Source organism: Pseudomonas sp. CYM-20-01, assembly GCF_023169845.1.
Classification (GTDB): domain Bacteria; phylum Pseudomonadota; class Gammaproteobacteria; order Pseudomonadales; family Pseudomonadaceae; genus Aquipseudomonas; species Aquipseudomonas azotoformans.
Genome location: NZ_AP025169.1, coordinates 2,583,707 through 2,610,332, shown reverse-complemented (window position 1 = coordinate 2,610,332; position 26,626 = coordinate 2,583,707). Strand labels below are relative to the sequence as shown.

At 62.5% G+C, this 26,626-nt stretch carries 24 protein-coding genes; 3 read left to right on the top strand and 21 right to left on the bottom strand.

What is annotated here, in order from left to right:
• Nucleotides 1-4: 4 nt before the first annotated feature.
• The 3 genes from iacA to M2497_RS11920 all read right to left on the bottom strand — a co-directional run bounded on the left by iacA (nucleotide 5) and on the right by M2497_RS11920 (nucleotide 3,327).
• Nucleotides 5-1,177 carry an indole-3-acetate monooxygenase gene (iacA, locus tag M2497_RS11930; RefSeq protein ID WP_248487678.1) on the bottom strand — a complete coding sequence of 391 codons (1,173 nt, stop codon included), beginning with the start codon at nucleotides 1,175-1,177 and terminating at the stop codon, nucleotides 5-7.
• Between the two features lie 476 nt (nucleotides 1,178-1,653).
• Entirely contained in the window at nucleotides 1,654-2,184 is a 531-nt protein-coding gene (locus M2497_RS11925; RefSeq protein ID WP_248487676.1) for a nuclear transport factor 2 family protein, read from the bottom strand.
• 18 nt (nucleotides 2,185-2,202) lie between these two features.
• Nucleotides 2,203-3,327: an amidase gene (locus tag M2497_RS11920; RefSeq protein ID WP_248487674.1), complete on the bottom strand. Its 1,125-nt coding sequence runs from the start codon at nucleotides 3,325-3,327 to the stop codon at nucleotides 2,203-2,205.
• 205 nt (nucleotides 3,328-3,532) lie between these two features.
• Between M2497_RS11920 and M2497_RS11915 the strand changes: the two genes are divergently transcribed.
• On the top strand, nucleotides 3,533-4,009 hold the full coding sequence (locus M2497_RS11915; RefSeq protein ID WP_058427089.1) for a MarR family transcriptional regulator: 477 nt from the start codon (nucleotides 3,533-3,535) through the stop codon (nucleotides 4,007-4,009).
• A 90-nt stretch (nucleotides 4,010-4,099) separates the two neighbouring features.
• Here M2497_RS11915 and M2497_RS11910 read toward each other — a convergent pair whose 3' ends face one another.
• Genes M2497_RS11910 through M2497_RS11890 form a run of 5 tightly spaced genes read right to left on the bottom strand, consistent with a single transcriptional unit; the run spans nucleotide 4,100 to nucleotide 9,122 of the window.
• A complete protein-coding gene (locus M2497_RS11910) occupies nucleotides 4,100-5,320 on the bottom strand; it encodes a multidrug effflux MFS transporter (RefSeq protein ID WP_248487672.1) in 1,221 nt (406 codons plus the stop codon).
• Nucleotides 5,317-6,162 carry an alpha/beta hydrolase gene (locus M2497_RS11905; RefSeq protein WP_248487670.1) on the bottom strand — a complete coding sequence of 282 codons (846 nt, stop codon included), beginning with the start codon at nucleotides 6,160-6,162 and terminating at the stop codon, nucleotides 5,317-5,319. Before M2497_RS11905 ends, M2497_RS11910 begins: the two co-directional genes overlap by 4 nt.
• Before the next feature lie 12 nt (nucleotides 6,163-6,174).
• Nucleotides 6,175-7,467 carry an FAD-binding oxidoreductase gene (locus M2497_RS11900; protein ID WP_248487668.1) on the bottom strand — a complete coding sequence of 431 codons (1,293 nt, stop codon included), beginning with the start codon at nucleotides 7,465-7,467 and terminating at the stop codon, nucleotides 6,175-6,177.
• A gap of 57 nt (nucleotides 7,468-7,524) precedes the next feature.
• Nucleotides 7,525-7,947 carry a RidA family protein gene (locus M2497_RS11895; protein ID WP_053129916.1) on the bottom strand — a complete coding sequence of 141 codons (423 nt, stop codon included), beginning with the start codon at nucleotides 7,945-7,947 and terminating at the stop codon, nucleotides 7,525-7,527.
• A gap of 35 nt (nucleotides 7,948-7,982) precedes the next feature.
• Nucleotides 7,983-9,122 (bottom strand): tyramine oxidase subunit B, encoded by a 1,140-nt coding sequence (locus tag M2497_RS11890; RefSeq protein WP_248487666.1) that lies wholly within the window; start codon nucleotides 9,120-9,122, stop codon nucleotides 7,983-7,985.
• 185 nt (nucleotides 9,123-9,307) lie between these two features.
• Here M2497_RS11890 and M2497_RS11885 point away from each other — a divergent pair, with 185 nt between their 5' ends.
• A complete protein-coding gene (locus M2497_RS11885) occupies nucleotides 9,308-10,135 on the top strand; it encodes a helix-turn-helix domain-containing protein (protein ID WP_179028998.1) in 828 nt (275 codons plus the stop codon).
• Between the two features lie 258 nt (nucleotides 10,136-10,393).
• On the opposite strand, the gene M2497_RS11880 is transcribed toward M2497_RS11885, so the two are convergent.
• The 9 genes from M2497_RS11880 to M2497_RS11840 all read right to left on the bottom strand — a co-directional run bounded on the left by M2497_RS11880 (nucleotide 10,394) and on the right by M2497_RS11840 (nucleotide 19,854).
• Nucleotides 10,394-11,335 (bottom strand): helix-turn-helix domain-containing protein, encoded by a 942-nt coding sequence (locus M2497_RS11880; protein ID WP_058427096.1) that lies wholly within the window; start codon nucleotides 11,333-11,335, stop codon nucleotides 10,394-10,396.
• 76 nt (nucleotides 11,336-11,411) lie between these two features.
• The gene (locus tag M2497_RS11875) at nucleotides 11,412-12,191 is read right to left on the bottom strand and encodes a 2-keto-4-pentenoate hydratase (RefSeq protein ID WP_248487664.1); all 780 of its coding nucleotides are present in this window, start codon (nucleotides 12,189-12,191) and stop codon (nucleotides 11,412-11,414) included.
• The gene (locus M2497_RS11870) at nucleotides 12,188-13,795 is read right to left on the bottom strand and encodes a bifunctional 3-(3-hydroxy-phenyl)propionate/3-hydroxycinnamic acid hydroxylase (protein ID WP_248487663.1); all 1,608 of its coding nucleotides are present in this window, start codon (nucleotides 13,793-13,795) and stop codon (nucleotides 12,188-12,190) included. The genes M2497_RS11875 and M2497_RS11870 overlap by 4 nt, the downstream gene beginning before the upstream one ends.
• A gap of 56 nt (nucleotides 13,796-13,851) precedes the next feature.
• Nucleotides 13,852-14,454: an amino acid synthesis family protein gene (locus tag M2497_RS11865; protein WP_248487662.1), complete on the bottom strand. Its 603-nt coding sequence runs from the start codon at nucleotides 14,452-14,454 to the stop codon at nucleotides 13,852-13,854.
• A gap of 11 nt (nucleotides 14,455-14,465) precedes the next feature.
• A complete protein-coding gene (locus M2497_RS11860; protein WP_058427100.1) occupies nucleotides 14,466-14,924 on the bottom strand; it encodes a VOC family protein in 459 nt (152 codons plus the stop codon).
• An 11-nt stretch (nucleotides 14,925-14,935) separates the two neighbouring features.
• Nucleotides 14,936-15,976, bottom strand: a complete 1,041-nt coding sequence (locus M2497_RS11855) for a YCF48-related protein (RefSeq protein ID WP_248487661.1) — start codon at nucleotides 15,974-15,976, stop codon at nucleotides 14,936-14,938.
• A gap of 12 nt (nucleotides 15,977-15,988) precedes the next feature.
• Nucleotides 15,989-16,783, bottom strand: coding sequence for an SDR family oxidoreductase (locus M2497_RS11850; RefSeq protein WP_058427102.1), 795 nt, complete (start codon nucleotides 16,781-16,783; stop codon nucleotides 15,989-15,991).
• 27 nt (nucleotides 16,784-16,810) lie between these two features.
• Nucleotides 16,811-18,301, bottom strand: coding sequence for an aldehyde dehydrogenase family protein (locus M2497_RS11845; RefSeq protein WP_248487660.1), 1,491 nt, complete (start codon nucleotides 18,299-18,301; stop codon nucleotides 16,811-16,813).
• A gap of 11 nt (nucleotides 18,302-18,312) precedes the next feature.
• Nucleotides 18,313-19,854 (bottom strand): acetolactate synthase large subunit, encoded by a 1,542-nt coding sequence (locus M2497_RS11840; protein WP_248487659.1) that lies wholly within the window; start codon nucleotides 19,852-19,854, stop codon nucleotides 18,313-18,315.
• A 208-nt stretch (nucleotides 19,855-20,062) separates the two neighbouring features.
• On the opposite strand from M2497_RS11840, the gene M2497_RS11835 reads away from it, so the two are divergent.
• A complete protein-coding gene (locus tag M2497_RS11835; protein WP_058427105.1) occupies nucleotides 20,063-20,821 on the top strand; it encodes an IclR family transcriptional regulator in 759 nt (252 codons plus the stop codon).
• Between the two features lie 10 nt (nucleotides 20,822-20,831).
• Here M2497_RS11835 and M2497_RS11830 read toward each other — a convergent pair whose 3' ends face one another.
• The 4 genes from M2497_RS11830 to M2497_RS11815 form a co-directional block, all read right to left on the bottom strand.
• The gene (locus M2497_RS11830) at nucleotides 20,832-22,157 is read right to left on the bottom strand and encodes an alginate export family protein (protein WP_248487658.1); all 1,326 of its coding nucleotides are present in this window, start codon (nucleotides 22,155-22,157) and stop codon (nucleotides 20,832-20,834) included.
• Nucleotides 22,158-22,249: 92 nt separating this feature from the next.
• Nucleotides 22,250-23,599 carry an aminotransferase class III-fold pyridoxal phosphate-dependent enzyme gene (locus M2497_RS11825; protein WP_071494998.1) on the bottom strand — a complete coding sequence of 450 codons (1,350 nt, stop codon included), beginning with the start codon at nucleotides 23,597-23,599 and terminating at the stop codon, nucleotides 22,250-22,252.
• A 2-nt stretch (nucleotides 23,600-23,601) separates the two neighbouring features.
• Entirely contained in the window at nucleotides 23,602-25,032 is a 1,431-nt protein-coding gene (locus M2497_RS11820; protein ID WP_248487657.1) for an aldehyde dehydrogenase family protein, read from the bottom strand.
• 91 nt (nucleotides 25,033-25,123) lie between these two features.
• Nucleotides 25,124-26,572, bottom strand: coding sequence for an APC family permease (locus tag M2497_RS11815; protein ID WP_248487656.1), 1,449 nt, complete (start codon nucleotides 26,570-26,572; stop codon nucleotides 25,124-25,126).
• Between the last annotated feature and the right edge of the window lie 54 nt (nucleotides 26,573-26,626).

Here is a 26,626-nt window from a genome sequence, read left to right as displayed (position 1 = left end):
ACGGTTAGAGGTAGCCAGGCAAGGGTTGTTTACCGAAGAACATGGCTCCGGCGTTCTGATAGGTGATGTCGCCCATGAAGGCGTGCTGGGTCACGACCTGGGCATCGTTGACGCAGCGGGCCAACGGGCTGTCGTTGAACACACCACTCATGCCCGAGAGCATTTGCGCGGTACGGGCAACATCGGCGGCCACGCGTGTGGCGTGGGTGGAAGACAGGCGCAGCAGATTGGTGGCTGCCACCGGCACTGCATCGCCCGCCAGCACGTACTCCCAGGCGCGCTCGATGGATTCGTAGAAGAATGCACGGGCTGCCCGCAGGTCGGCTTCCGCCCGGGCGATATCGACTTGAGCCAGTGGCCGATCGGCAATCGCCGGCGCGCCGGTGACCGATACGCGGCCGCAGGCCATGTCCGTCAATGCATCCAGGGCGGCGCGGGCAACACCCAGGCCGACCACCGAGAGCACTTGGGTGGCGAATGACAGTGACGGATAACGAAAAAACGGCTCATCGAGATTGGGCAGGCCACCGCGCACGAAGGTCCACTCTTCGGCGACCCGCACATGCTCGGCCACCAGGTCATGACTGCCCGTTCCCAACAGGCCGACGGTATCCCAGGTTTCTTCGATGCGAATGGCGCTGCGCGGCATCACGGCAATACGCGGCAAACCGAAGGTATCGCCGTCTTTGGGTGCGATACCGACACCGACAATATCTGCCCCCAGCGACCCACTGGAGTACTTCCAGCGGCCGTTGACCATGAAGCCACCAGCAACCACTTCGGCCGGCTGCGGCGGGAAGATACCGCCGGCAAAGACCAGGTCAGGGCCATCGGCGTACACCTGGGCAATGCTCTCGAGGGGTAACGCCGCGAGGTAGACCGGGCTCATGCCGAAGCTCGCGACCCAACCGGCGGACCCATCGGCCTGGGAGATACGTTCGATGACCCGGCAGAATTCGGCGGGTGAGCATTCCAGCCCGCCAAAGCGTTTGGGCACCAGGGCCCGGTACACGCCGTGCTGCTTGAAGGACTCGATCACGTCCCGTGAGATGTGCCGCTGGCGGTCGAACTCACCAGATCGGGCACGCTCACGAATGTCGTCAAGCAACACCTCGAAATCGGCACCTCCGACAAGCGAACTCGCGACCCCGGTCGCTGAGGCAATTAGCGCATGCATATAGTTACTCCGTCGTCAGGAACGGTATGGGCTTGGGCAGGATTCAGTGCCGGAAAAACCGGGCATCTCGGAGGGGGGTTCTGGGCGCGGCGGATGTGCCTTCGACGCGAAGGGGCGCTACGCAAGCAAGGCAAACGGGATAGATCGGCATAGGGTTACCTTTATTTTTGTGGGTGCCGTTGCCATAAATCTGCGCGGATTTACGTGAAGAGTCAATTGAATATTCACGCAATATTTTTGCTTAAAACGCCTTAAATTCCAAAAATGACACTCAATTAATTTTTCAAATTATTGTTATATAAGGACTTGTTAGCATCTGATCTCTCCATAAAGAAACCAGAAGTCTTTGGAAAAAATATTTTTTCACAAAATTAATAGACCAACCATAAACTGCGCGCACGGCAACGCCACGCCCCCGGCAGACCGGGGGCGGGCAATGACAAAAGGACGTGAGCGGTGTCAGCGATGCAAGGCGATCATTCGACGCCAGCCTGGGGCACCGGCAGGTCGTCTTCGCTGTTCCAGGCCTGCACAGGGCGCCCGAACAGGTTTTCGGTCTGGAAGTGCGCCATGCGCCACACGCCCTCCTCCAAGGCAAACCGTACCGTCAACCGAGCGGCATTGAGGTGGGAGGCGCCACTGGCAAATGTCGACGTCTGCAACATCACCCAACTGCCCATGACGTGATCATCGTGCACCTCGATCAGCTCACTGGTCAGAAAATGCACATTGAGGGCAAAGTGCGCGGGTGACTTCATGTAGCCCGAGAACATCGCGGCAATGGCCTCACGCCCGCGATAGCCGCCGAAACTCTTGGCGTATTTGGCGCCCTTGCCCTCCCACACCGCGTCCTGGGTGAACAGGCCGGCCAACTCTGGCAACGGCGAGTGGGCATCCAACCCGTCACACAACACCATGTAGCGGTTCATGCAGGCACGCACGCTGTCCTGGGTTTCAAAACGGCGCAAGCGTCTTTCAAGTGCCGCTAAAGAGCGTGGTTCACTCATGTTCACCTCCTGGGCCGATCAGCCCTTATGGTTGGCATACAGGCATTCGAGCAGGTGGCCGGCGATAGCCAGCAGTTGTTCGTCCGCGCCTTTCGCCCCCACCAGTTGCAGCCCAACCGGCAGGCCCTCGGCGCTGCCCAGGGGAATGCTCAACGCCGGGTGCCCGCTCAGATTGAAGGGCCGCACCAACCGGGTCATGCCCAGTACGGCTTGCGTGTCGGCGGCATCGGCGAGCCTCAACGGGAAATCCGGCATGGTCGGCAACACCAGTACGTCGACTTGACGCAACGCCGCGTCGACTTCGGCCGTGAACTGTTTGCGCATCTCTTCGGCGTGCATCAGGGCGTGTGCCGTGGTGGTGCCGGCGGCGGCCAGGCGACTGGCGATATCGGCCCCCACCAGACCGGTCGCCAACAAGTGCCCACAGGCGTCGAACGTTTCACGATTGATGACCACCATGCCGGCAGCATAGGCGGCATCGAGGCTCGGCAGGGTCACGGGTTGAGTCAGCAAACCACTGTCTGCCACGGCGGCATCGATCACACGTTGCACCGCAGCACTTGCCTGGACCGCCAGGATGCCGAGCCGTGGTGGCTGCTGCAGAGGCACCGGATGGAAGGTGGGGTCAATGACCTGCATGGCCTTGAGCAGCATTGGCAGGCTGGCCGCAAATGGCCCGACACAATCGAGACTGCTTTGCGCAGGCATCACGCCTCGACGGCTGACACGGCCGAACGTCGGTTTGAAGCCGAACACCCCACAACAACATGCCGGGACACGCACCGAACCACCGGTATCGGTGCCGAGGGTAAAGTCCGCCAACCCAGCGGCCACGGCCGCTGCCGAACCGCTGGAAGACCCCCCGGGGATAAGCCCAGGAAAACGCGGGTTCGGCGCCGTCCCCGTCCAATGGTTGATACCGGTGGTGCCGAACGCCAGTTCATGCAGACTGGTCTTGCCCACCAAGTGACAGCCCTTGTCCAATAGGGCCTGCACCACATCGGCATGGGTGTCGGCGGGTGCCGCGTCATCAAGCGCCTGACTCGACGCCCGAGTCACCCTGCCGGCGACATCGATGGTGTCTTTCACCATCACGCTAAACCCGTTGCCGCCAAGAGAAAGCTGTTCAATCACGATGGTCATGTCACGTTTTCCTTCGCTGTAAAACTCAGTGAACGAAGCCTGAAACGCCGGCTGTCTTTTTTCACACTCCCTGACTATTACGTGAATTGTCAATTAAATCCATTCACGTGCCCCGACGTCATGGCTTGCGTTTCAGCCGGTGATAACCGTGCCGAATTCACGAGAAAAGTCTATGATTGCTTGCCTCTTCCGACATGAGCTGACCATGACGTCTCCGAAAACACACGCCAGTCGCTACGACCCCGGCAGTGAAGACTTTCACAAAGAAGATTTTCCGTTCTACTGGCTGGCGATGGTGCATGGCCGCTATAGCCAATACATGGAAAAATCCCTGAAAAAAATCGGCCTGGATATCCCCCGCTGGCGCGTGCTGTTCATCCTCAAGGAAAACGGCCAATCCAGTATTTCCGAGATCTCCACCCACGCCATCGCCAAGCTGTCGACCATCACCAAAACGGTGTACCGCATGAAGGACGATGGCCTGGTCGACACCGCGCCCTGCGAGGACGATGGACGGGTTACCCAGGTACGCATCACGGCCGAGGGCCGGGCCGCCATCGAACGCATCCAGGCCGCCACCGGCGACGTGTTCAAGCGCAGTTTCAGTGGCATGACCGAAGCCCAGATCCAGCGCCTCAACCGCATGCTGGAAACGGTGTTCAATAATCTGGGAGAGCCTTAGCGCGAGGATTCACCCTGTGCTGTCAGGCATCTCCAAGTGGCTGGCAAGCTCGAGCAAATTACCAGCAGTCCCCGCGTGCTTATCGCCGCCTCAGGGTTGAAACGGCACAGGCTGTTCATCCTGGGTAACCACAGGCGTGAACGGCGCGCGCCGCGCAATGGCATACGCCAGCAGGCAGCCCAGCCCGCAACAGCCCACCACCAGGCACATGGGCCATGGGGTGCCATCCGCCAGGCGACTGACCCACAGACTCGCCAGCGCCCCACAGGCAAACTGCATCGAGATCCCCAGGGCGACGCTCGCCCCCGCTTGCCTCGGGAACATGCTCATCAGGCTCGCCGTGCAGTTGGCCCCCAGCAAGCCCGTCACCCCCATGTACAGCATCAGGCACAGTACGATGCTGGTCAGCCCGCCCCATTGCGTGTAACCCGCCACCAACAACGCTATTGCGGCGATACCTGCCAGCGCGGTTCCTACGCCCAGCATGCGCAGCGGCCCCAGGCGCGTGACCCAGCGGGCATTGATAAAGCTCACGACGATGATGCCCAGAATGTTCAGGCCAAACAGCGCGCTGAACAGGCGCGGCGAGACACCGAAGTACTCCACGTACACAAAGGGTGAGGCGGTGATAAAGGCGAACACGCCGCCAAACGTGAGGGACATGCACAGAATCAACGCGACCGCCCGAGGCTGGCGGAGAATACCCGGGTAGGCCGCAAAGGCGGCCTTGAGCGAGTGGCCGCGCGCCAGCGGCGGCAGGCTTTCGTCCAACCCCACACCGACCATCAGCAGACAAAACCCGCACAGGATGAACAACACCGCGAATATGGTGCGCCAACCGTCGACCAGCACCAGCCAGGTGCCGACCATGGGCGCAACCAACGTCGCCATCATTGTCAGCATTTGCATCCAGGACAACACTTTGGCGGCCTGCGCCAGACCGAACAAATCCCTGGCCACGGTCCTGGCCAGCACCATTGCGCCGGCCCCACCCAGCGCCTGGATAAAGCGCCAGGCGATCAGTTGATCGATTTTTGCGGCAAACAGGCACCCCAAAGTCGCCAGGCCATACAGCGTGAGGCTGCCCAACAATAACGCGCGACGTCCATAGCGGTCCGACAGCGGGCCGTAAAACAACATGCCCAGGCATAAGCCAGCGAGAAACGCGCTGATCGTGTGTTGCACTTGCGCCGTGCTGCTCGACAGCTCAACGGCAATCTGCGGCAGGCTGGGCAAGTAGGTATCAATGGAAAACGGCACAAAGGCCGTCAGCGAGGCCAGTAATGCAATCAAGCGGGCTGTGGGCTTCATTCCGGGCGCGCAAGGCTTTCAAGAAACTCCGCCACCAGGGCATTGAACACCGGCCCTTGATCGTCGTGCACATAGTGACTGGCGTCGGCGACCTCCACCGTGCGCACATGCGGATTGCAGGCAGTCATCGCCTGCAGTGTCGCAGGCGGCAGGAAATCCGAGCGTGCGCCGCGAATGAACAGGCTCGGGCAATCCAGTGCGCGCACCGCCGGCCACAAATCCGTCGGTTCGATGCTCAGGCGCGCCTCGGCAATCCCCTGCTGATCGTGACGCCAGGTAATCGCACCGTCGCGCTCTTGCATCGAATGCGCGAGCCTCGATGCCAGGCCCTCTTGCGACAAGCCCGGACGCGCAGCCTGCCAGAATGCGCGGGCCACCTCCCAGCTCTCGAACTGCAACGGTGTCTGGCCCATCTCGCGACGAATACGCGCGGCGCCATCGCCCTGGCTTGAAGAGCCGGGGCCGATGTCTTCAATCAGCAAACCCAGCAAACGGCCCGGGTGTTGCCGCGCATATTCAAGGGCGTTGGCGCCGCCCAATGAGTGCCCGAGCAACACAAATCGCTGCAGGCCCACGTGGGCGACCAAATCTTCGAGGTCTTCGACATACGATTGAGTGTGGTAGCTGGCGGGCGCAGCCCAGTCACTCAACCCCCGGCCACGCTGATCCAGAGCGTAAATGCAGTAGCCCGCGCCCAAGGCTTGCACCAGCGACTCCCAGGTCTGTGCATAGGCCCGCAAGCCGTGCAACAGCACCAGGGGCACGCCGCTCGAATCGCCCCAGCGCAAGAAGTGCAGGCGCAGGCCTGCACGGTTAGTGAAAAAACAGCTGTCGGCAGGCATGGGCATGCTCCTTTAGAAACGATCGAAGCGATAAGGGCTTGGGTCAATGATCGGCGTATGCCCACTGACCAGGTCCGCCGCGAGATGGCCCGCCGCTGGCGACGTGCCGAAGCCATGCCCCGAGAAGCCGGTGGCCACGGTCAGCCCCGGAATCTGCGCGACCGGGCCGATGACCGGGTTGGAATCGGGTGTCACGTCGATAGTGCCAGCCCAGGCCTGGGCGATCCGCGCCTGCTCAAACACAGGCCAGGCCGCCATGAGGTTGTTCATCGCGTCGTTATTGAGCCGCGGGTTGGCGGCTGGATCCTGCACCCTGACACGCTCGAACGGGCTGACGCTATCGGCGCCCCACCGCCGAGCCAGTGCCAGGTCATTGATAAATGGCTTGCCCAGCGACACGTTCAAGACGCTGCGTTGCGCACGGAACTGCGGCATATATTGCTTGGCGAGCAACAAGTGATCGAGGGTCAGGAAGGCGTCCAACTTACCGCGCTGGGTAATGATGAAACCGCCGTCCTTGTGCTTGCGAAAGGAAAAATCAGGCGCACCGACAGCGATCTGCGTCGGCCCCTCCATGGGGTGGGTGCGCAGCACCGAGCAGGTCAAGGGCAAGGTCGGCAATGACACACCGAGGTTGCCCAGAAAACGCCGTGACCACATCCCCCCCGCCAGCAACACATGGTCGCAGCTGATTTCGCCTTTTTCCGTGACCACGCCACTGACTGCGCCGGCAGACATCTGCAGCGTGCGCACCGCGCATTGCTCGATAATCACCACGCCCATGGCCATGGCCGCCTTGGCAATCGCACTGCTGGCCAGCGTCGGTTCGGCACGCGCGTCGGACGCGGTGAAGATGCCGCCGGCCCAATCACCCACGCCGCCTGGCACCATCGCGTCAATCTCACGCTTGCTGAGCAGCCGCGAATCCAGCGACAAATGCTCCACCGACTTGAGCCACCCCTCGTGCATCGCCATCTGCGCAGGTGTGCGGCCCAGAAACATAATGCCTTCCTGGCGATACCCGACATCCGCCCCGACCCGCTCGGGCATTTGTGCCCACAGCCGGTCAGCCGCAAGCGCCAGCGGGATGTCGGCGGCGTGGCGGCTGGTCTTGCGTACCCAGCCCAGGTTGCGTGATGACTGCTCGGCGGCGATGCGGCCTTTTTCCAGGACCACCACCGCGATGTTGCGCTCAGCCAGGGTCAGCGCAGCCGTCAGGCCGATGATCCCGCCGCCAATGATGACGACGGACGTGGCGCTGGGAAATACGGTGGAGGTTGTCACGGGCGCTATTGTCGGTGCCATGGTCAAGACTCGGTAAGCGAATAAGGGCGGCCACGCCTGCGCCTGGCCGCGTGACGATCATTGCGACAGGCGAATGACTTCGACCTGCGCCTTCGACGCGTTGCGATACGCGGTCACTTCCAGCTCCACCTTGTAGACCGTCGAGCCCAGGGGTGGACAGGTGACGGTGCTCGCCGGGTCGACGCCGCGAAACTTTTCGCCGATCAGGCCCATGACCGCGGGCACGTCCTTGGGGTCCTGGATGAACACCCGCGAACACACCACATCGGCCAGGCTCGCATCGACGGCCTTGAGGGCCGACTCGATATTGGCGAAGACCTGGTGCGTCTGCTCAAGGACGTCTTCCGGAATCAGCTTGGTCTGCGGGTTGCGGCCCGCCGTGTTGGACACATAGATCCAGTTATCCACGACTACCAGGCGCGAATAACTGGCCTGATCTTCAAACGGCGAACCGGTCTTGAGCTTGATGATTTTTGTCATGTCGAATGCCTCGCAAAGGAAAGGGTTGGGGTGGCTCAGCGCAGTTCCGGGGTTTCCCACAGGTTCAAGGTCACACCGATGCCTTGCTTGATCGCGTTGCGGTAAATCACCGTGCCCCAGGCCACGTCCTCCACGGGCATGCCGCCCACCGACATGATGATGATTTCGTCATCGCTTCTACGCCCTGGCGCGGCACCGGCGATGATCTTGCCGATGTCCTCGACGTCATCGAGCTGCATCTTGCCTTCGGCAATCATGTCCATGAAGCGCACGCCAATGACGGGCACGGTGTGATGCGCAGGCTTGGGTAACTCTTCAAACCAGGCCTGGTAGAGACCAGTGTTGTCCAGCACCTTGCGCACGTCGGGCTGTTCCATACCCGCGTCGAGCGAGCAGGACGCCGGCATCGCGAGGAAGGCGCCTGGCTTGACCCATTCACGTCGCACAATTGGGTAGATCGAGGGGTCGCCAACCTCACCGGAGCTACAATAAGTAACAAGGTCCGAATCGCGAACGACTGCCTCAAGGGTGTCGACCAACTCAATCGTGGTGATCTGCGGATAAGTCGCTGTGACCCACGCGATAAAATTGTCGAGGCTCTTCTGGCCACGCCCCTTGATCTTCAATGTGTCGATGTGCGGACACACCGCGATAAATGCCGCCAGCGTGGTCTTGCCCATGACACCGGGGCCAAGCAGACCGACGACTTTCGAGTCTTTGCGGGCCAGGTGGCGCGCGCCTACACCGGGAATCGCACCGGTGCGGTAGGCAGACAGCAGGTTGGCCGACATATGCGCCAACGGCGCGCCAGTGTCGGGGTCATTCAGGGTGAACATCAGGATGGAGCGCGGCAGGCCCTTTTCGCGGTTGGCGATATTGGAGCCGTACCACTTCACGCCGGCGGTGCAAAAGCTGCCGCCCAGGTAGGCCGGCATGGCCATCATGCGTCGATCAGCCGTGGGCTTGGGCATATTCGGGAACGGCGAATCCTGCGGAAAAACCACCATCGCCCCATGGGAGTCGTTGTTCGGGCCGGCCATGCGGTAGTCACCGGCGTACAGCAGGCCGAACATCTCTTCCATGGTATTCACGCAGGCCAGCATGTCGGTCACCCCCGCGCGGATCATGTCCTGCTCGGAGAGGTAGATGAAGTCGATTTTTGTATTTGTAGACATAGTTATTCTCGCGCTGAAGGTGACATCGCTGCGGTAGGCGCAGCTCCACGCTGTCGAGGTCGAGTATCGGGCGGACGTTGTCGACGGTATTGTAAATTTCGGACATGCCCTCAGGCCGGCGCAGCGTCAGTTGGCGCGATTAATGCGTGATTTTTCCCGCAGCGCTGCCTACCCAAGGTGCAACCATGATCAAACCGAATGTGCCGACTCCCCGGCACCACACCGCGAACGAACAGCCTTGGTTCGTGCTCAATTCTTCACGCTATTCGGTGATGCCCTCCGCGCACCCGGCGATCTCGCATTTCTATGCCTTCGACGTCGCCCAATCGAGCGACCTGCTGGCCGTGCCGGATGGCTGCGTGGACATCGTTTTCGACTGCGATGCCACTCGACCCAGCGCCAGGATCTGTGGCACACCGCTGACCGCCCAAGCCGTCCATTTGCATCAGCACCATCACTACTTCGGCGTGCGCTTTTCACCGGGTGTCATTCCCGGCTTCATCAATGTGCTGGCCGAAGAGCTGACCGAGCGGGAACTCGACCTGCTGGAGGTCTCGGGGTTCGCCCATCGCATCTTCGAAAGCATCGTCCAGGCACCGCTGCTGGGCGACCAGATGCGGCTGTTCAACGACTACCTGGCCCCACGCCTGATGGGCAAGACATCGGGACTCACCGCCATGATCATTCAGCAGGCGCTGCGCCATCGCGGCGATATTCGCATCCAGCAACTCGAAGATCTCAGTGGCTATACCAGCCGTACCTTGCACCGCCAGTTCAATCAGGACACCGGCATGTCACCCAAGACGTTTTGCCGGATCATCCGCTGCCAGGCGGCCCTGGACACCCTCAATACCCAGCAGGATGTTTCGTTTTCGCAGCTGGCCCTGGACCTGGGCTTTTCCGATCAATCCCACTTCCTGCGCGACTTCAAAAAACTGGTCAGTACCACACCCTGCGACTACCAACGCAAAATGCTGCAAAACGCCTACACCGACAGGATCAGCTACGCCTGATCGCGAGCTACACAGATAAACCCCGGGTCTCCAGGGTTCCTCCATCAAAGCTCGTTGATTTCTTCGAGAGACACGTACCCACGTGGCGATCAGGCCGCGGGTCGGCCTGGCGTGTCTTGTGCCACTGGGGCTGTGCAGGGTGGTGGTGCCAGGCTTCGCGTGGTGCAACCAGCGATTGCATGAGCGCCCGGACAACTGTCTGGAGGAAGGCTTACCTGTGGAGGGTATGGGCAACCCCGTCGCCTGAACCCCGGAGACTCAGACCATCGCTCGACGTGTTTCAGACGGCGACTCGCCAAACAGCGCCCGGTAATGCGCTGCAAAGTGGCTCAGGTGGAAGAAGCCCATCGCCACCGCCACCTCGCCGACGTTCTGGGTGCAGGCCGGGGTGGCGATCAGGCGTCGACGCACCGCATTCAGACGCAGGTTTCGCAGGTACTCCACCGGACGCATGCCGGTCACCGCCTGGAAGCTGTTCTGCAGGGTCCGCCGGCTGACGCGCAGGTGTTCACACAGATCGAGAATACTCAGTGGGGTATCGCCACTGGCATCGATCAACTCCTGGCAACGCTTGACCAGGTAAGCACTCACGGCAAAATTGCCGCGACGGCAACGCACCTCGTCGGTGGCGTTGCTGAACAAATCGAGGAACGCGTTGAGCAGTTCGTCCTCAAGCATTTTCTCGGCGGTTGCGCTGATCGCATCGGTTTGTTGCAAAAGGTGACGAAACAGCGGGTAGATCCGCTGGCGTATGCGCAACAGTAACGCGTCATCCACACAGAGTTGGGAGCGGGTGGTGAGGCGCTTGAGCTGATCGCCGGACAACTCGAAGGCGGCCAGTTTGGCGAAGCGTACCGTATCGACGTTGAGGGCGAAAAAGTGCGTACCTTCAGGCGCATGCAGCACAAACTCCTCGCCATCGCGCAACAGCACGACGCTGTGCGCCCCCACTTGCTGACCCTGCACCACAGGCGCACTGCCCAATGACATGGCCGCGCACAGCCGGTCTTTGGGCGCATAGCCGCGCTGCACCACGCGTTTGTCCAACACTTCCTGGAAGATCTGAAAGCGGTCGGCGGACAATTGCCGCAGCTCGCTGGTCAGGCAGCCACGGCCCAACTGGTCATAGACCTGCCGCCAGCCCTGGATGGAACCGGCGTGCAATTGAGGGTCATTGAAGGTTCGAACTTCAGCAAGCATGGTCGTCGTTCCTAGGTGCCCCGTTGTTGTTATCGGCCTGAAGGGGACTCAAGTCATCCATGACGGCAGCTGGCGTTCACACAGGAGCGGTGTCCGCCGTGAAAAGCAAAGCCAGTTCCGTGCCAAACATATGCAAGCGGTACGTAGCGGGCTGGATATCCATCGGCGCCAAGAGCGCACCGGACAGCACCACTTGCCCGGCCTCCACCGGTTGGCCGTCAGCCAACAGACGGCGAATCAGCCAGCACAGGTTGGCCAGTGGTGGATCCTCCCGGCCCTCGGTGTTGCCTTCGCCGCGAAGCGCGCCAGCACTTTCCAGGCGATAGGCGACGTTGGCATGCGCAATGGGATCGAAAGCCATCAACGGCCCGAGGCAATACAGCCCCGCCGCCGCGTTATCGGCAAGAAAAGCCCCCGCCCCGAACGTCCAGCCTTGCCAACGGCAATCGGCAATCTCGAACGCCGGCGCCACCTCTGAAATGGCCGCCAGGATCTCCTCATCACGGTAGTCACCCGGTGCGAGGCTGCGGCCCAGCACGATTGCCACCTCGATCTCCAGCTTGGGCTGGATCAACCGCGAAAGCGCCACTGCCGTGTTCGGCAGCACACGCATGCGGTCAGTCAGGCCGCCATACACGGGCTCCTCCAGGCCGAAACGCCTTTGCGCGGCGCTGCCGGCGAAGGCGATCTTCCAACCGCTCAGTTGTTCGCCCGCCGCCAGGCGCAGGTCCAGCGCCTGGCGTTGCAGCGCGTACCCTGAGCGCAGGTCCAGCGCGTCAGGTGCCAGCGGCGCGATGGCCTGCACCGTGCGCGTGGCGTGGTGCAAGCGGCTCAACACGGGGTTGTCAGCGCTCATGACAGTTGCTCCGCCAACTTGCGCAACACACTTTCCAGCCGCTCGGGCGTGGTAATGGCCGCGACAAACCGGTCCGGGCGCACCACGACGATGCAATCGCGCACCTTGGAGAACCATTCGCCGAGGCGATTATCCACGTCCTCCACGCTGATGGCGTCCATCGCCGTCAACGGCTGGTGACGGCCCAGGCCGCTGCGCGAACGGTTGACCTGGATGAAGCGTGTGTCCCAGCGCGCCCAGAATGTCGCCATCTCTGCACTGAGTTGCTCGCGCGGGTTGACCCGGTAACCCAGCACCGCATAGGAATGCCCCAACACGTCATCCAGGCGCCGACGCTGCCCCTTGGCGTCTTCGATATAGGGCTGCACAAACAGCTGGCCGACCAGGTCGTCCTCACGCAGTTCGGCACGTTCGTGATAGACCAGGCCCTTGGTGATGGTGGCCTTGGGTTTGAACTTGAACTCCAGCAGGTGCGAGCGCAGGTTGTCGACGCTGTTCACTGCCTGGAACAACCAGTCGCGCACGCCGGCCATCAACGGGTTGGTCAAGCCCAATACGGTGCCCATATTGTCGGCCAGGGCCACCAGCTCGGTGGCATGCCCACGGCGCTCCTGGTCGTAGCTTGCGAGAATCCCATGGGACGCACGCCCCTGGATGATTGCCGCGAGTTTCCAGACCACGTTGGCCACGTCGCGCAAACCTGAATTGAGGCCCTGCCCGGCCCAGGGTGGCGAGATATGCGCGGCATCCCCCACCAGCGCCACACGCCCTTGGACAAAGCGTGCCGCTACCCGGGAGTGGTGGGTGTAGGCGCGGATGCGGATGATGTTCAACTGGTCGACGGCGTCGCCGATATGCCCACGGATCAGGTCACGGATGGTGCTTTCTTCGCACATCTTCGCCTCATCTTCGCCTTCCATCAGCATGAACTCCCAACGCCGCTGCTGGTAAGGCAGGTAGATGCACACGAACGGGCGCTGCGGGTCGGCATGCAGTGCGGTATAGGGTGCATCCAGGGTGTCATTGGCGGTGTCGACCACCACCCATTTGCGCGGATGGGTCAGCCCCAGCAATTCAACGCCGACCTTTTTGCGTACGGTGGAGCGCCCGCCATCGGCGCCGATCACATAGTCGGCGCGCAGCTCATAGACCTCGCCCTGGGCATTGCGCACCTGCAGGGTCACACCCTCGCCGTCCTGCTCCAGTTCGAGCATTTCATGGCCCTGGCGCAACTCCACACAGGTACGCTGCCCCAGGTTTTCGCGCAGCGTGCCTTCAAGCAACTGCTGCATGAAGATATTGCGCATCGGCCAGCCGTAGTGGGCGGTGCTCGGCTTGACCTCGGCGAAACACACACCGCGTGCGTTGTAGTAGCGCAACGGCACGTCGCAGATCATGTCGCGCACGGCCAGCTCGGCGATGCCGATACCCTGCAACACGCGCAGGGCTTCATCATCCATGCCCACCGCACGCGGGTAAGGCAGGATGCAATCAGCCAGTTCAAGGACGACGCAGTCGATTCCGTACATCCCCATATAGTGTGCGGCCGTGATCCCGTTGGGCCCGCCGCCGACAATGACAACCTGGGTCTTCTCCTGCTTCATCGCTATTCACCGCTTCTTGTTGTGGTTTTAATCCGGCGTCGCCAAAGCCATGCGCCTCAGTGCAGCCCATCCAGCCCTTTCACGTCCTCAGCCTGCAAGCCACCCAGGCGTGCATGCAAGCGCCCACGGGTGGCAAAGGCCCAGATGATCACAACCTCGTCAGGCGCAGGCCCGTCGCCAAACATCAGCGACATGCTGTCGTAATGGGAACGTACATACAGGGCATCCTTGTGCGCCAGCGGTACATCGATGGTCGAACCCGGCCCGCCGCGCTTGCCGGTGGACGGGACCCAGGACTTGCCGCCGCCCAGCGCAACACGGATCGGATCAGCGGCCGGGTTGGTCAGGAACGCATTACCGTGCTCGTACTCGCCCTCGCTGCCCACCAGGATCGCCTTGCCATAGCTGACAATCTCATGGGCACCGGCCAGTGCCTGGATGCGCCGGCCAAATTCTTCGCCCAGCAGCGGCGAAGGGTCGACCAGTTCGGTCAGCGACTCGCTGTAGCGACCGGCATAAGGGTTGGCGATCACGGCGGCAATTGCATATTTGAACAGTGGCTCGCCATCGGCCAGCTGGCCGGTTTCGTTGGCCAGGGTTTCTTCGACGAAGCTGTACCATTTACGGATGTGATAGGTCGCAAAGTTAGCGGTTTTCATCGGGGTTTGCCTCAAAGTGGGTCCAGTGGGTCCAGGTTGAAATGTCGGCTCGGCGCGCCAGCGGCCTTGAACCGGGCCTTGCCGCGCGCATCGTCGTGTTCGGTCTCGAGGAAGAATTCCATGCGGTTGCCGTCGGGGTCGTTGAAGTACACGCCATGGCCGATTTCGTGATCGGTGATCTTCACCACCTCGACGCCCTTGCCCAGCAACATGCCGTAGAGCTGGCGCAGGGTGGTCATGTCCCCGTCGATTTCCAGGCCGTAGTGTTGCAGCCCCAGCCCGCCCTGATGGGCGCCGGGGTCGGCGCGGATCAAGGCAATGTCGTGGTGCTTGCCGCCAAACGCCATCATGACCCAGCTCTCGCCCCGGGCACTTTCGTGCATGCCCAGGATGTCGGCGTACCAGCGGGCCGACACGTCCGGGTCAGCGACCCAGAGCGATAGGTGAGTACGCAGGATCTCGACTTTCATGGCGATATACCTCAGTGCTTCTTGACGATGGATTGATGCCCGGCCTTGATCTGCGCCACAGCCGGCGTCCACAGCACGTCAGCGATCTCGCTGAAGTCGCGCCACTGTTTCTGCCAGCCGTCACCGCCGTTGTCGGAGGTGAACAGGTGCCCGTACTTGGTGCCCGCCACGATCTGCCGTGGGTTGGCCGGGTTGAAGGCAATCGCCCACACACAGGAATTGGGCTGCTGGGAAAGCGGCAGCACTTCCCAGTTGAGCGCCGCATCGCGGGACACCAGGATCTTGCTGGTGGTACCCGGCGTGCCATCGGAAATGCTCAGGTACAGGTCGCTTTGCGAGCCCAACGGTGCATTCATGGCGCGGATGTAATACAGGCCGAAGGCTTCGCGGCCGATGATGCCGGTCCAGGTCAGGCCTTCGTCCAGGCTGCGGTAGACCGCGTTGACGCACACCACCACGATGACTTTCTGGCCATGGTTGGGCAGCACCAGGATGTTGTGCACGTCCGAGTTGAACTCCCACAACAGGCGGTCATCGACGCGGGTCCAGCTGTCGCCGCCGTCGCGGGAGTGGAACAACCCACCCTCTTCAAGGCCGAACCACAACTGGTCGGGGTCGACCGGGTCGTAGGCAAACGCCAGCAGGCGTGGGCGACTGACGCCGTCGCAGAACTCCGGAATCTCCACCGGTGCGCGATCCCAGCTCAGCCCACCGTCCAGGGTGCGCCACAACACGGCGCGGGACGGTGCCCCGGTGCCGACGAAAATCCGTTGTGCGTTGCGTGGGTCCACCGCGACTTTCCACACGGTCTGCCCGTTGAACGGCGAATCGACGCGCTGCCAATGGCCGCCGGTGTCGCGGCTGACGCACAAGCCCACGTCGGTACCGGCGTAAATCACCTCGGGCGCGTCGGGGTGCAGGCTCAGTGAGCGAGTGATTGCATCGAATTCCAGGTCCTGCCCCAGGCCCAGGCGATGCCAGGTACGGCCATCGTCGGCACTGCGGATCACCGCTTGCCCGACGGTGGCAACCAAAAGGGTTCCGTTACTCATCACAGATACTCCTCAGATATAGATACCACGGGTCAAACCGCCGTCGATGCCGATGGACTCGCCGGTCACCGCGCCGGCCTTGGGCGACGCCAGGAAACCAATCAACCAGCCCATTTCAATCGGTGCCAGGGTGCGGCGAATCGGCGTCGCGTCGATGTAGGCCTGCTCGACCTGTTCCGCGGTCTTGCCTTGCTTGACCGCTTCACGGTCATACAGCTCCTGGATATGCGGGGTATCCACCACGCCAGGGTGAATCAGGTTGACCGTGATGCCCGACGGGCCGAGCTGGTCGGACAAGGTCTTGGTCATGTGCGCGATGGCCAGGTTGCGCATGCCCGACAGCACCTTGCTGCTGCGTCCGGTGAGGCCACCGATGTTGATGATGCGACCGAAGCCAGCGGCCTTCATGTGCGGGGTCACGGCCTTGGCGCAACGGAAGTAGCCGATCACCTTGGTGTTGAGGTCCGACAGCAGCTCATCGTCGCCAGCGTGCTCGATGTCATTGCGCACGACGCCGGACGGCGCAGCGGCACCGTTGACCAGGATGTCGATGCGGCCGAAGTGCTTGTAGGCGGCTTCGACCATTTCCGACACGGCGGACATGTCATTGGTGTCGCAGAACAGCGGCAGCACTTCGTTGCCGGTCTGGGCGCTGATCTCTTCGGCGGCCAGTTGCAGGAACGCCATGCGGCGCGCGCAGATCACCACCTTGCAGCCTTCTTCGGAGAGAAAACGTGCGACTTCCTTGCCGATCCCCATGCCGCCACCGGTGACAATGGCCACGCGGCCTTTCAATTCAAGATCCATAACAATTACCTCGTGTGATTATTCAGTTCAGGCCAGATCGACAAACACGCTTTTGGTCTCGGTGTAGGCATCGATCACGTTCTTACCCATTTCCCGGCCCCAGCCGGATTGCTTGTAGCCGCCGAATGGCGAGGCCGCATCGACCACGTTCCAGCAGTTGACCCACACCGAGCCTGCCTTGAGCTGCGCCGCCACGCGGTGCGCCGAGCGCAGGTCGCGGGTCCACAGGCCGGCCGCGAGGCCGTAGGGCGAATCGTTGGCGCGCAAGACCAGGTCGTCGATTTCGGTCCAGCTCATCACCGTCAGTACCGGGCCGAAGATTTCTTCGCGGGCCACGCAGGCCGCCTCGGCGCGATCCAGGAACACGCTGGGCGCAATAAAGTGGCCGCGCTCCAGGTGTTCCGGACGCCCGCCACCGCAGATCAGTTCGGCGCCTTCTTCCTGGCCGCGTTGCAGGTAGCCCTTGACCGTCGCCAGTTGGCGCCCGGACACCAGCGGGCCCATGCTGCTGGCCGGGTCCAGGCCATTGCCGAGGACGTGGGCGGCGGCGTGCCGTTCGAGTTCCTCAAGGACCTGATCCAGCACGCTGGCGTGCACGTACAACCGCGAAGCGGCCGTGCACACCTGGCCCTGGTTATAGAAAATGCCATCGGCGGCGCCTTTGGCGGCGCGCACGATATCGGCGTCGGGCAGGATGATGTTCGGCGACTTGCCACCCAGCTCCAGCGAGACCTTTTTCATGTTGCGCGTGGCCGCTTGCGCGATCAGCCGGCCGACCTGGGTCGAGCCGGTAAAGGCGATCTTGTCCACATCGGGATGCTCCGCCAGCGGCGCGCCGGTTTCGGCGCCCAGGCCGGTGACCAGGTTGACCACGCCGGCCGGGAACCCCGCCGCCTCGATCAACTGCACCAGGCGGATCGCGACCAGCGGCGTTTGTTCGGCCGGCTTGAGCACTGCCACGCAACCGGTGGCCAGTGCCGGGCCGAGCTTCCACACGCACATGTTCAGCGGGAAGTTCCACGGCACGATCAGCGCGCAGACCCCCACCGGTTCACGCAGGGTGTAGTTGAGCATCGGCGCGCCGCTGGCCGGTGACACGGGCAAGGTGCTGCCTTCGATCTTGGTCGGCCAGCCGGCGAAGTAGCGCAGGATGGTGGCGGCGCTGGCCGCTTCACCGCGCGCTGCGGCAATCGGCTTGCCGTTCTCCAGGGTGATCAGTTGCGCCAGTTCTTCGCGGTGCTGGTCCAACAGGTCCGCCAGGCGGAACAGCAACAGGCCGCGCTGGGCCGGTGACTGCAACGACCAGGCGCCGTTGAACGCCGAGCGCGCAGCGGCAACGGCCGCGTCCACATCCCGCGCACCGCCCTGGGCCACTTCGGTCAGGGTTTCTTCGGTGGCCGGGTTTTCCACCGCGAAGCGGCGGCCATCGGCGGCGTCCTGCCAACTGCCACCGATAAACAGGCGACCCGGCTGGGACAGAAAGGCCTGGACGGCGGGTAACACTTCAAACAGCTTCATGGTCGACTCCTTCACAGCGCCATTTCGATCAGGCAAGGCCCGCCGTCGGCATTCGCATTGGCCAGCGCCCGTTGCAGTTCGGCATTGGTGTGCACCGTGCTGGCCGGCACGCCGTAGCCTTTGGCCAGGGCTTTCCAGTCGATGCGCGGGCTGTCGAGCACCGTCAGCTTCAGGGCTTCAGGGCCCAGTTCGGTCATGCCGAAACGGCGCAGCTCGTTCTGCAGAATCGCGTAGCGGTGGTTGGCGGCAATCAGGATCACCACCGGCAATTGCTCGCGGGCAATGCTCCACAGGGTTTGAATGGTGTATTGGGCGCTGCCGTCCGATTGCAGGCAGTACACACGGTTGCCGCGCTCGGCCAGGGCGGCGCCGAAGCCGACCGGGATACCCTGGCCAATCGCGCCGCCGGTATTGGTCAGTACCCGATGCCGTGCGGCGCGGGCCGAAGCGGTGAAGAACGGATAGCCGCAGGTGCCGCCCTCCACGGAGACAATGCTGTCGTCCGGCAGGGAGGCGGCCAGCACCTGGCCCACCGACTGTGGGGTCAGCTCGGCATGGCCGGGCGGCAGTTCGATACCCTGGGGCGTCGGTATATAGGCCGGCGCATCGAGGGCGTCGGCCAATGCCGTCAGCGCGCCGGCGACATCGTCACCGACATCGGCCAACGCCAGCAGGCGCTCACGTTCGGCCAGGCGCGACGGGATGCCTTCGTAGCCGAAGTAGCTGATGGGCTCCGGCACGCCGGCGCACACCACCAGGTCGTATTGTTCGAGGATTTCAATCGCCACTTCCGGGAAGTACGGCAGGCGGTCCAGGTCCGGCAGGCCACCGCCACGGTAGCTGAGGCGTGGAAAGGTCTCGGCGAACAGACGCACGCCCGGCAGTTGCGCCAGGCGCCCCGCCGCTTCTAGGCCGGCCACCGACAAGCCTTCGTCACCGACGATAAACACCAGGCGCAGGCCGTCACGCAGGGCCCTGGCCACGCTCTCGATGCGGTCACCGGCAAAGCGGCGCACCGGCGGGCGGATCGGGGCGAACACACCGTTGTGGGTCACGGCGTGGGCTTGCAGGTCCATGGGCAGGATCAAACTGGCGATCTGCCCTTTGGCCTGCCAGGCCGCGCGCATGGCTTCCTGCAGGTCTTCGCCAACCCCCGACGCGGTGCGCGAGGTGCGCACCCAGCCGGAAACCGCGCCGGCCAGGGCCTGGATGTCACTGGCCAGCGGCGGGTCGTAGTTGACGTGCCAGGAGGCGTGGTCGCCGATCACGTTGACGATGGGGGTGTTGGCACGGCGTGCGTTGTGCAGGTTGGCGATGCCGTTGGCGAACCCAGGCCCCAAGTGGGTCAGGGTCATGGCCGGTTTGCCGGCAATCCGGCCATAGCCATCGGCCGCGCCGGTGCAGACCCCTTCGAACAGCGACAACACCGGCTTGAGAGCGGGTGCGCTGGCCATGGCGGCCACCAGGGGAATCTCGGTGGTCCCGGGGTTGGCGAAGCAGTACTCGATACCGCTTGCCGCTGCCGCATTCACTATCAGTTGCGCACCATTCATTTTCAGCCCTCTTGCTTGAGCGTTTGCAGTGATGAGATTTATCACACACAAAAATCCAATCAACAAGCATTTTATTTTGATTTGTCTCATTTAATGAGATTTATGTGATTTTTTGATGATCTAAAAAGCACAAAAGATTGCGTTTTTCTTTCACTGCGGTAGTGTTGCGCCCACGGAATGCAGCACGTGCCCCCCTTTTAGGAACGAAATGAGCAGCCTGAGCAAATTGCTGAGCGTCCTGGACCTGTTCGGCCCACAGACGTTGAAGATCGACCCCGACACCATCGCCGAGCGCATGGGCCTGTCACGGGCCACCGTGTACCGCTACGTCAAGGACCTGTGCGATGCCGGCCTGTTGACCCGCGTGGATGCCGGCAGCTATGGCCTGGGCCCGCGGGTGATCGAGCTGGACTGGAAAATGCGCCAGTACGACCCGATCCTGCTCGCCGGGCGCGAGCTGATGCACGAGCTGTCCGCGCAAACCGGCCTGGCGGTGTTCGCCAGCGTGTTTTACGACGGGCGCATCATCAACACCTACATCGCCGAACCCGCCGACACCTATCACTTCGCGTTCGGGCGTGGGCAGCCGTTGCCGTTCTTTCGCGGGGCACAATCGAAGGTTTTGATCGCCTATCAGAAAGGTCGCCGCCTGCAACGCCTGTTCGACGAACACATGGCCAGCGACCCCGACAGTCCCTATGACTGGGCCGGTTTCAGCAAGGCCGCGAAAAAGATCCGCAAGGACGGTTACTGCCTGACCCACGACGAACTCAACCTGGGCCTGACCGGTATCGCCGCACCGATCATCCAAACGGACCTCGACGAAGTGGTCGGCAGCCTGTCGGCCGTCGGCAGCACCCAAAGCTTCAAGCTGCTGCGCCAGGAAACCGTGATTGAAATGGTGATGGACACCACCCGGCGCATTGCCGAAAACATGCATAACGCGCCGAGCGGTATCGCGCCCTAGCCCGCGCCCTTCAGAACGGCACGGCCACCGTCAATTGGCTGTACAGGTTGGTGCCGTTGCCGCCGACCTGGTTGCCACCGGTGGTCGAGTCCTGCTTGGGTTTGTAGAGCCCCACCAGCGGGGTGATGATCAAGTGCGGGTTGACCACCCACTCGGCGTACACATCCAGCTCGCGGGCATCGAGGTTCAACGCCGTGCTTTTACGCACGGTGTCGTAATCGAAATACAGCGCGCCCAGGGTCAGGTTTTCCAGTGGGGTTGCCTTCAGCCCGACGTGATGGATACGCGTATTGCTGTTGAACGGCCCGGCGTAGTTACCGGCCACTTCACCCTGGAACCAGGTGCCATAGCCCATGCTCAAGCCGGTGAACAGCGCATCCCAGTTCTGCGAGTAACGCGTATAGCGATAGGTCACCTTGGGCGCCCAGGCGGTATCGGCAAAGGTGTAGCCCGCTTCGCCATACCAGGCTTTCTCCGGCCCGGCGTCCTTGTCCTGCCAGGCGTATTCAAACGCCAGGTTGAGGTTCTTGACCCCCGCATCGCCCTCTGCGCGCAGGCTGTAGATATTCATGCCCTTGCGCTGGCGCTGAAAGTCGCTGGCCCATCGATCGTTCACGTCGAGGCCATGCACCCAGGTCAGCCCAAGCGTGCCCGGCTGCGCGGTGTAATCCAGGGTGCCGGCGGCCAGTTCGGTTTCGGCCTGGACGCGGTTGTCGGACTTGAGCCACAGCACGCTGCCGTGCAGGCCCTCTTGCCCACCCAGGCGCAGCACGGCGGTTTGGTCGAACGCATGCCGGGCAGCCAGGTAGTAAGCCCCCCCACGGTTCATGGTGCCATCGGCCGGGCCTTTGCCCAGGTTCAGTCCGTCATCGTTGATCAGGAAGCCGCGACCGACCTTGACCACCTGACGCCCGCCGGAGATATCCACGCCGTCCTTGCCCAGCGCCGGAAACAGATCGCCGGAGCGCCACCCCAGGTAGGCGTCTTCGATTTTAGTCGTACGCTCTGTCCCCACGCTGTTTCCGCCCGGATCACCGTCGCCCCAGGTGGCGGAGCTGACCAGCGCGAATGCCCCATACGCGGAGCCATTGCCGCCCAAGGCCTGGTGGCCGCTCAGGCCGTATTTGATATAACCCTCGCGCCATGTGGAGCCGCCCGAGGTGCCATCGTAGTTCTTGCGGCTGTTGAACTGACCGAATACCGCTGTCATGTCCGCGTTGAGGTGGCGACTGTCGTCGCTGTACACCTCATAGGCCTGGGCCTGTTGAATGGCGCACAGCGCCAATGTGCACACGAACGTGCTACCGAACACGGGACGACGCAATGGATACCGCATGGCTCAAGCTCCTGGAGGTGCGCCTTTCAAAAGGCTGTCTTAGGTATTGGCATGACGTGGGTGCAGCCTTTGCCGCACCGTTTTCACGGGGACTAGCCGTAGCTGGTGAAGGCGATATCCAGCGCAGAGACGATCAAGTCCGCCTCATCGGTCGTGAGGGTCAATGGCGGCGAGAGAATGATCTTGTTGCCGATCGGTCGCACCAGCACACCGGCACGCCGCGCCTCGTCGGCGATCCGCGAGGGTTGGCCGCCAGCCGGGTCGAGGGGTTGGCGCGTGGCCTTATCGACCACCAGGTCCAGCGCGATCATCAGGCCCTTGCCACGCACTTCGCCGATCACCGGGTAGCGCTCGGTCAACGGTTTGAGCTGTTCCAGCAAGTACGCACCCACTCTGGCCGCGTTGCCCGGCAGGTCCTCGGCTTCGACGATGTCCAGTACCGCCAGCGCGGCCGCACAGGCGGTCGGGTGGCCGCTGTATGTGTAGCCGTGCATGACCATGCTGCTGAAGCCAGGCCCGTTCTCGATTGCGTCGACGATGCGTTGGTTGAACAGCGTGGCGCCCAGCGGGATGTACCCGGCCGTGATGCCTTTGGCCAGGCACAGGATGTCCGGCGCGACGCCCCAGCCACGACTGCCGAGCATGCAGCCGGAACGGCCGAACCCCGTGACCACTTCGTCGGCGATCAACACAATACCGTGGCGGTCACACACCTCCCGCAGGCGCGGCCAGTAACTGGCGGGCGGTACGATCACCCCGCCGGCACCTTGCACCGGCTCGGCGATCAATGCGGCAACCGTCTGCGCGCCCAGCAACGCGATCTGCTCCTCCAATTGCCGAATACAATGCGCCGTCAGCGCTTCGGGATCGCGGCAATCCCAGGGATTGCGATACAGCCATGGGGTGTCGAGCAAATGGCAGCCGGCCAACAGCTGCCCATGGTTGTAGTGGTAGACACCGTTACCGCCCACCGATGTGCCGCCCATATGCACACCGTGATAGCCGTTGCGCAGCGACAGGAACCGCGTGCGCCCCGGTTCGCCACTGGCGATCCAGTATTGGCGGGCCATTTTCAGCGCGGTTTCGACTGCATCGGAGCCACCGGAACTGAACAGCACGCGTGTCATGCGTTCCTGGGCGAACAGGGTGGTCAGCCGTTCGGCCAGGTCGAATACCCGAGGGTGGGCAATGCCGTCGAAGGTCTGGTAATACGCCAATTCATCCAACTGCGCGGCAATCGCTGCCTTGACGCTGGCACGGTTGTGCCCAATGTTCACATTCCACAGGCCGCCCACGCCATCGAGCATGCGCTGGCCGTCGATGTCCGTAATGTAATTGCCGTCACCTCGGGCGATGATCAGCGTCTTGGAGCGCTGCGCCGGGGCACTGGACCCCATGGGGTGCCAGAACTTTTTCTCGGCGGTCTTGTATTTTTCGTACATGTTCAAGCTCCCTGTGCGGCTTCGCGCTTGCGCACGAACAGCAGTTGCTGGCCCGTGAATTCCAGCAACCCCTCAAGGCCGAACTCGACACCAAACCCCGACATTTTGCTGCCACCAAACGGCGTATTGGGCTGGATCTGCGCATGGCAGTTGACCCAGGCAACGCCGCTCTCCAGGCGACTGGCCAAGGCCTGGGCCTGCTCGACATCCGGCCCCCAGACCGAGCCACCGAGTCCCATGTCACCAGCGTTGGCGCGCTGCAGCACATCTTCGACATCCCGGTAGGCAATCAAGGGCAACACAGGGCCGAACTGCTCCTCATCGACCAGTCGATGGCCGTCGGTGACGTCCGCCACCAGCGTAGGGGGATAGAAAAAACCCGGGTGATCCAGGCGCGCCCCGCCACACAGCACCCGTGCGCCGTTGGCGCGTGCGTCGGCGACCAAGGCCTCCACCAGTTCCAGTTGCTCCAGGTTCTGCACCGGCCCGAACGTGACACCGGCGTCGAGACCATCCCCCACCACCTGGCGCGCTGCGATCTGCGTCAGCGCGTCGGCAAAGGCCTGATACTGTGATTCGTGGATGTACAAGCGCTTGAGGGCCGCACAGGTCTGGCCCATGTTGAGAAAGGCGGCCTGGAAGATCTCTTCGGCCACTGCCTCGACCGGCGTTCCTGGCAATACAATTGCCGCATCGTTACCGCCCAATTCCAGGGTCAGGCGCTTGAGGTTGCTGGCGGCCCCCCGCATCACGCTTTGCCCGGTGGCGGTGGAACCGGTGAAGACAATTTTCTGGATGCCGGTATGCGCGGTGATTGCGCTGCCGAAGCCCTGCTCGCCCGTCACGCAGTTGATCACCCCGCGGGGCACGTGGCGGGCAATGATTTCAACCAGGCCCAACGTGCTTAACGGGGTCAGGCTCGACGGTTTGCTGATCACACAGTTGCCGGCACGCAGCGCCGGCATGATGTGCCAGACGGCGATCATGAACGGCCAGTTCCAGGGGGTGATCGACGCCACGACGCCCAACGGTTTGCGGTGCAGCTCGATGCGTTGGGTGGGGGTTTCTTCCACCAGCTCCACCGCAATGTCTTGAGCCGCCGCGTAGCGGGTCCACGCCGCGGCCCCCATGACCTCGCCAAACGCCAGCTCCAGCGGCTTGCCTTGCTCCTGCACAATCAGGCGGGCCAGCGCGTCGGCCTCGCGCTCGATATCGGCGGCAATCGCCAGCAAACGTTCACAACGGTCTGGGTGGCTACTGTGGCGCCAGCTTTTGAAAGCCGCCTGCGCGGCATTCACCGCCTGGTCGAGTTGCCCCAGCGAGCCTGCCGGGCATTGTGCAAATGCAGCGCCGGTGGCCGGGTTGACCACGTCAAACTGGCCTCGTTCACCGGCCACTTGAACCCCATCGATGAGCATCTTGTAGTTGTGCATTTGAAACCTTCCTTTCACACGCTGACGAGCCATGCCGAGCAACGACAGGCTGCAATTGTCTGGTTAGTCGAGCTATAAAACCGCTGCGCTCTTAAAGCTTGTGGCTGCCCAAGGCGAGGAACCGTTGCGGCGAGCGCGATCGCAGTCGCGCTGCGAGCACAATGCCGATAATCAGCGCCGCAGGAATAATCGCGCAGAGGCTGTAGGACAGCAGTTGGCTGGCGCCGGTGAGTACGTCGAAATGCACCACGGCCAGCACCAGCACGAGCACCAGCGCCAGGCATGAGAACCCCGGCAGGATGCGTCCGCGCAGCAGCCCGACCTTAAGCTCGGGATGGCGATGGAAGTACACACACACCGCCACCGAGGTCAGCGCCATCAGTAAAATCACGCACAGGGTGGCGAGGTTGGACAGCCAGGCAAACAGTTGCAGGATCGGGTCGGCGTCCATCGCCGCGAAAATCAGCACCACCACCGCCGCAATCAAGCTCTGCAACGCCGACCCCATATGCGGGCTCTGATGCACGCGATGGGTGGTGCCCAACACGCTGTGCAACAAGCCGTCGCGCCCGATGGCATAGAAGTAACGCGCGGCGGCGTTGTGAAAGGCGAGCAGCCCGGCATAGATACTGACCATGAACAGCACGCGGATGACCTGGGTCAGGTGCGGGCCGACAAAGTGGTCGGACATGCCATAGATAAACGTGGTCGGGTCCTGCAAGGCCTGCAGCATCGGCACGATTTTGTCCGACCCGACCCCCACCACCATCGACCATACCGACAACGCGTAGAAACCACCGATCAGCAACACCGAACAGTAGGTGGCAATCGGGATACTGCGTTGCGGATCCTTGGCCTCTTCGCCGTAGATCGTCGTTGCTTCAAAACCGATAAAGGCGGCGAAGCAAAACAGCAAGCCGATTGACGGGGTGCCGCTGAACACATGGCTGCGGTCGAACGAATCCAGGTTGATGCCGCTGTCACCGCCGGACTTGAGGATGGCGAAGTCCAGGATCAGGATCGCCAGGTACTCGGCGATCACCACCACCGACAGCACCCGCGCCGACAGGTCGATCTTGCGATAACCGAGGATAGCAATGCTCGCCATCGCCATCAGCGAGTAGGCCCACCAGGGCAACAGCAGGCCGAACGTGGCTTCCATGGTGCCACTGACGACCCCGCCGAACATGCCATACAGGGCGACCTGCAGGATGTTGTACGCAAACATCGCCAGCACCCCGGCAGCACCGCCGGCCAGGCCACCCAGCCCACGGGCGGTGAACGCGTAGAACCCGCCGGCATTGGTGAGGTGTCGGGACATGGTGGTGTAGCCCACCGAGAACGCCAGCAGCACCAGCAAGGCAAGGATCAGCAGCGCCGGGGTGCCCGCGCCGTTGCCCAGCATGATGCCGATCGGGAAGCCGCCGGCGATCACGCTTAACGGACTCGCCGCAGATATTACGAAAAAGATGATGAAGCCCACACCCAGGGCGCCACGCTTGAGCTCCGTGGAGCTGTTGACCGGGATAGATACACTCATGTTATTGACCTTATTGTATGAGGCAGTCGCTTTAGGGTTGGCCCGACCACACCG